Source organism: Pseudofrankia coriaricola, assembly GCF_001854805.1.
Taxonomy (GTDB): domain Bacteria; phylum Actinomycetota; class Actinomycetes; order Frankiales; family Frankiaceae; genus Pseudofrankia.
In genome coordinates this window covers 1-4,216 of sequence record NZ_MBLO01000042.1, presented here as the reverse complement: position 1 = coordinate 4,216, position 4,216 = coordinate 1, and the positions used below count along the sequence as shown (strand labels likewise).

Annotated in this window: 3 protein-coding genes and 2 pseudogenes; 4 read left to right on the top strand and 1 reads right to left on the bottom strand. The window is 71.0% G+C overall.

All coding sequences use genetic code 11. The annotated features are described in order from the left end of the window. The 3 genes and pseudogenes from BCD48_RS08630 to BCD48_RS08625 all read left to right on the top strand — a co-directional run. Positions 1–828, top strand: a pseudogene (locus tag BCD48_RS08630) (IS256 family transposase); the annotation flags it as partial. Next, a pseudogene (locus BCD48_RS55475) lies at positions 810–923 on the top strand (hypothetical protein); the annotation flags it as partial. The pseudogenes BCD48_RS08630 and BCD48_RS55475, both read left to right, overlap by 19 nt. A 36-nt stretch (positions 924–959) precedes the next feature. After that, positions 960–1,532 carry a WD40 repeat domain-containing protein gene (locus BCD48_RS08625; protein ID WP_071047797.1) on the top strand — a complete coding sequence of 191 codons (573 nt, stop codon included), beginning with the start codon at positions 960–962 and terminating at the stop codon, positions 1,530–1,532. 529 nt (positions 1,533–2,061) lie between these two features. On the opposite strand, the gene BCD48_RS45725 is transcribed toward BCD48_RS08625, so the two are convergent. Next, the gene (locus BCD48_RS45725) at positions 2,062–2,448 is read right to left on the bottom strand and encodes a putative quinol monooxygenase (RefSeq protein WP_083418348.1); all 387 of its coding nucleotides are present in this window, start codon (positions 2,446–2,448) and stop codon (positions 2,062–2,064) included. Positions 2,449–2,661: 213 nt separating this feature from the next. Between BCD48_RS45725 and BCD48_RS08615 the strand changes: the two genes are divergently transcribed. Then, positions 2,662–4,125: an aldehyde dehydrogenase family protein gene (locus tag BCD48_RS08615; protein ID WP_071047796.1), complete on the top strand. Its 1,464-nt coding sequence runs from the start codon at positions 2,662–2,664 to the stop codon at positions 4,123–4,125. Positions 4,126–4,216 lie beyond the last annotated feature (91 nt).

Here is a 4,216-nt window from a genome sequence, read left to right as displayed (position 1 = left end):
GCGAAGGGGCTCACGACCGGTGAGGTCCAGGCGCATCTCGCCGAGATCTACGGCACCGAGGTCTCCCGGCAGCAGGTCTCCGACATCACCGACAAGGTCATCGAGGGCATGGAGGCCTGGCGCGCCCGGCCGCTCGACGCCGTCTACGCGGTCGTGTTCATCGACGCGATCGTCGTGAAGATCCGCGACGGGCAGGTCGCGAACCGGCCGATCTACGCCGCGATCGGGGTCACCGCCGACGGCGAACGCGACATCCTCGGCCTGTGGGCCGGCACCGGCGGCGAAGGCGCCAAACACTGGCAACTCGTGCTGACCGACCTGAAGAACCGCGGCGTGGCCGATGTGCTCATCCTCGTCTGCGACGGGCTGACCGGCCTGCCCGACGCCGTCGCCCAGGTCTGGCCGGCGACCGTCGTCCAGACCTGCATCGTGCACCTTCTGCGCAACTCGTTCCGCTACGCGTCGAAGAAGGACTGGCCCGCGCTCGCGAAGGACCTCAAGCCCGTCTACACCGCGCCGACCGAGGCTGCCGCGCTCGACCGGTTCGCCGAGTTCTCGGGCGTCTGGGAGAAGAAGTACCCCGCGATCATCAGGCTCTGGGAGAACGCCTGGGCCGAGTTCGTCCCCTTCCTGCGCTTCGACACCGAGATCAGGACCGTCATCTGCTCCACCAACGCGATCGAGAGCCTCAACTCCCGGTTCCGCCGCTCCGTCAAGGCCCGCGGCCACTTCCCCAACGAGCAGGCCGCCCTCAAACACCTCTACCTGACCGTGATCAGCCTCGACCCCACCGGACGCGGCCGACAGAAGTGGATGATCCGCTGGAAGGCACGGGCCTGTCCGGTCCCGCCAGCCCGCAACCGCTCAGCCAATCCCTTACCAGCCACACCGGCGCGGTGGTGTCGGTGGCGTTCTCCCCAGACGGTCAGACCCTGGCCAGCGGCAGCGGGGATGGGTCGGTGCGGCTGTGGGACGTGACCGACCCTGCCCGCCCAAAGCGGCGTGGTAAGCCCCTCACCGGCCACATCCACTGGGTGTGGTCGGTGGCGTTCTCCCCAGACGGGCGGATTCTGGCCAGCGGCAGCGAGGACATGTCGGTGCGGCTGTGGGACGTGACCGATCCGGGCCGCCCACAGCCACTCGGCCAGCCCCTCACCGGCCACGGTGGCTCGGCGTGGTCGGTGGCGTTCTTCCCAGACGGGCGGATTCTGGCCAGCGGCAGCGGGGACAGGGCGGTGCGGCTGTGGGACGTGACCGACCCTGGCCGCCCACGGCCAATCGGCAAACCCTTCAGAGATCACGCCGGCCGGGTGGTGTCGGTGGCGTTCTCCCCAGACGGACGGACACTGGCGAGCGCCAGCCGCGACGAGACGGTGCGGCTGTGGGACGTGACAGACCTGGCCCGCCCACAGCCGCTCGGCCAGCCCCTCGCCGGCCACACCTATGCGGCAGTGTCGGTGGCGTTCTCCCCAGACGGACGGACACTGGCCAGCGCCAGCCACGACATGACGGTGCGGCTGTGGAGGCTCTGACCAACTGACCATCGTTCGGAGCTGTCCACGGCGGCACAATCCCGCCGCCGGAACGCGGTCGGCACCGTCCAGGCTCATCCGACTTGAGCCGAACTGTGATCCGAGCCATACGAGCCCCACAGGCAATGCGCCTATGGGGTTAACGATCCGCCACGGCCCGCCAGAGGCTGGTGGGGTAGCCCTGTGATTGGGCGCTGGTGCCGACTGGCGACCAGGCCCGCCCGGTCCTGGTAGGAGCACGAGTGGGTGCAGGTCAGACGTTGCTTCGGCATGCCGCGCGCACGTGACCTACGTCACGCAGATGCCATAGTCATACTTGAGTAATTAGCTTTCCTCGCTCTGGCTCCCACAACGCCACTAGATCACCCGCGGGACGTGCGGCGCCATCAGCCTGGTCGCGGTCGTCCTCGCCGCCGCGCTTCCGCCCGGCCGTCCCCGGACGGCGCCCGCCGTCCCCCAGCAGGCCACCGCCGTGGAGCCGGCTTCAGCCTCGTCATCTGCCCCAGGGCCTGACGGGCGTTTGCCCCGTTCAGACCCGCGGTGCCGGGTCGCCGGACCCGGCAGGCCCGGCGGGGTCGGTCGCGTCAGCGGAGTCGATCACGTCGGAGCGGCCCGCCGTGTTGGTGGGGTCGAGGCCGGCGAGGTCGTGGCGGACGCGGTCGGTGAGGTGGGGCAGGGTGCCCTCGCGCAGCCAGCGGGCGAAATGCGCGGATTCGGTGTGCGCCCGCATCGCCGCTTCGTCGACGTATTCCTCGTAGATCGCGAAAACCGTCGGATCCGTCGGCGACCGGGCGACGTGATAGGCGGTGTTGCCGGGCTCCGCCCGGGTGTGCAGGACCATTTCGCGCAGTGAGTCGGCCACCTTCTGCTCGGCGCCGGGGCGCGCCCGGTAATGCACGATGACGATGTGGCTCATAGATCCTCCGGCGGCGGATGGTTATGTGTGCGAGGCCCATCATGGACCGGCTCACCCGCTGCCGGCGCTGCCTGCCGCGGCCCGAGGCGTACACCTTAGCTTGCGGTTCTGCATGGGTCCGGTGACGGCGGACCGCTCCTACGATTGTGCTCGATCAGCGGCCGGGGCACCAGCCCCCCGCCGGCGTAGCGATCGAGAGGACGGCCGGAGCTCATGGCACCAACGGCGCCGCCAGGCCAGCACCTGGCCGTGATGTCACCGCCCGACAGCGCCTTCATCGACGTGCTGGACCCAGCCGACCTGCGGCGGGTGGTGGGTCGGGTGCCGGCGATGTCGCCGGCCGACGTCACCGCGCTGTACGACGCGGCGGCCGAGGGGGCGGCGCGCTGGCGGGACACCTCGCCGCTGGAGCGGGCCCGGGTGCTCGCGGCGGCCGCGGCCAACCTGCGCCGCCGCCGCGAGGAGATCGCCGCGGACCTGGTCGCCGAGATGGGCAAGACCCGCGCCGAGGCGAGCGTCGAGGTCGAGAAGTCCGCGGACTTTCTTGACTACTACGCGGGCCTTGCGCGTGAGCCCTGCGGCTATCTGCTCGTCGATTCCCGGCCTGGTACGCAGACAAGTGTGCGTACCGAGCCGCTCGGCGTCGTCTGCCTCATCACCCCGTGGAACGATCCGCTGCTGACCCCGGCGAGAAAGCTCTCCCCGGCGCTGGCGACCGGAAACGCGGTGATTCTGAAGCCGGCGACCGAAACGCCGCTCGTCGCCCTGCGCCTGGAACAGGCGCTGCGCGAGGCGGGCCTGCCGCGCGGCGTATTCGCGACGGTCACCGGCCGGGTGGGTGAGATCGAGGCGGCCCTGCTGGACGACCCCCGGCTCGCCGCCGTGTCGTTCACCGGTAGCAACGGCGTCGGCCAGCGGATCAAACGCCGGCTCGCGGATCGCAACGTGCGCCTGCAGACGGAGATGGGTGGCAAGAACGCCTCGGTGGTGCTCGCCGACGCCGACCTCGACCTCGCCGTCGCGACGGTCGCCGCCGCCGCGTTCGGCCAGGCGGGTCAGCGCTGCACCGCCACCAGCCGGGTGATCGTCGACCGCCTGGTCGCCGACCAGGTCGTCGACGGCCTGGCTCGCGCGGCGGCCGCGGTGCGGCTCGGACCGGGCGCGGACCCGGCGACCACCATGGGCCCGCTCGTCTCAGCCCGCCACCGCGCCGACGTGCTGGAGCACATCGGCCGGGCGCGGGCGCTGGGGGCGCGTGTCGTCACCGGCGGCGCGGCCCCGGCCGACGAGCCGTTCGCGCACGGCTGCTACGTCACGCCGACCGTCCTCACCCATGTCGACGCGACCATGGACATCTGGCGCGAGGAGGTGTTCGGCCCGGTCGTCGTCGTCCAGGTCGTCGACGGGTTCGACGCGGCGGTGGCCGCCACCAACGACTCGGCCTTCGGCCTCGCCGCCGCCATCTTCACCACGAGCCTGGCGCGGGCGCACGCATTCGCCGACCGGGCGAACACGGGACAGGTCTCCGTGAACCTGCCGACCACAGGATGGGATGTCCACATGCCCTTCGGCGGCTTCGGTGACTCCGGGTCGCCGTTCAAGGAGCAGGGCCGGGAGGGCCCGCGTTTCTACACCCGGGTGAAGACCGTCGCGATCCGCCACGGCGGCGCGCCGTGAGCGTAGGAGCAAGCGAGTGGAGTGGTCGTCCGAGGGACGAGGACGGCCGCGGAGCGAGTGCGGCGACGGAGCGAACCCGAAACACAGTGAG

Excerpts from the sequence above, each read along its gene's own strand:
- BCD48_RS45725 (WP_083418348.1), bottom strand. The coding sequence starts at position 2,448 with ATGAGCCACATCGTCATCGTGCATTACCGGGCGCGCCCCGGCGCCGAG.
- BCD48_RS08615 (WP_071047796.1), top strand. The coding sequence starts at position 2,662 with ATGGCACCAACGGCGCCGCCAGGCCAGCACCTGGCCGTGATGTCACCG.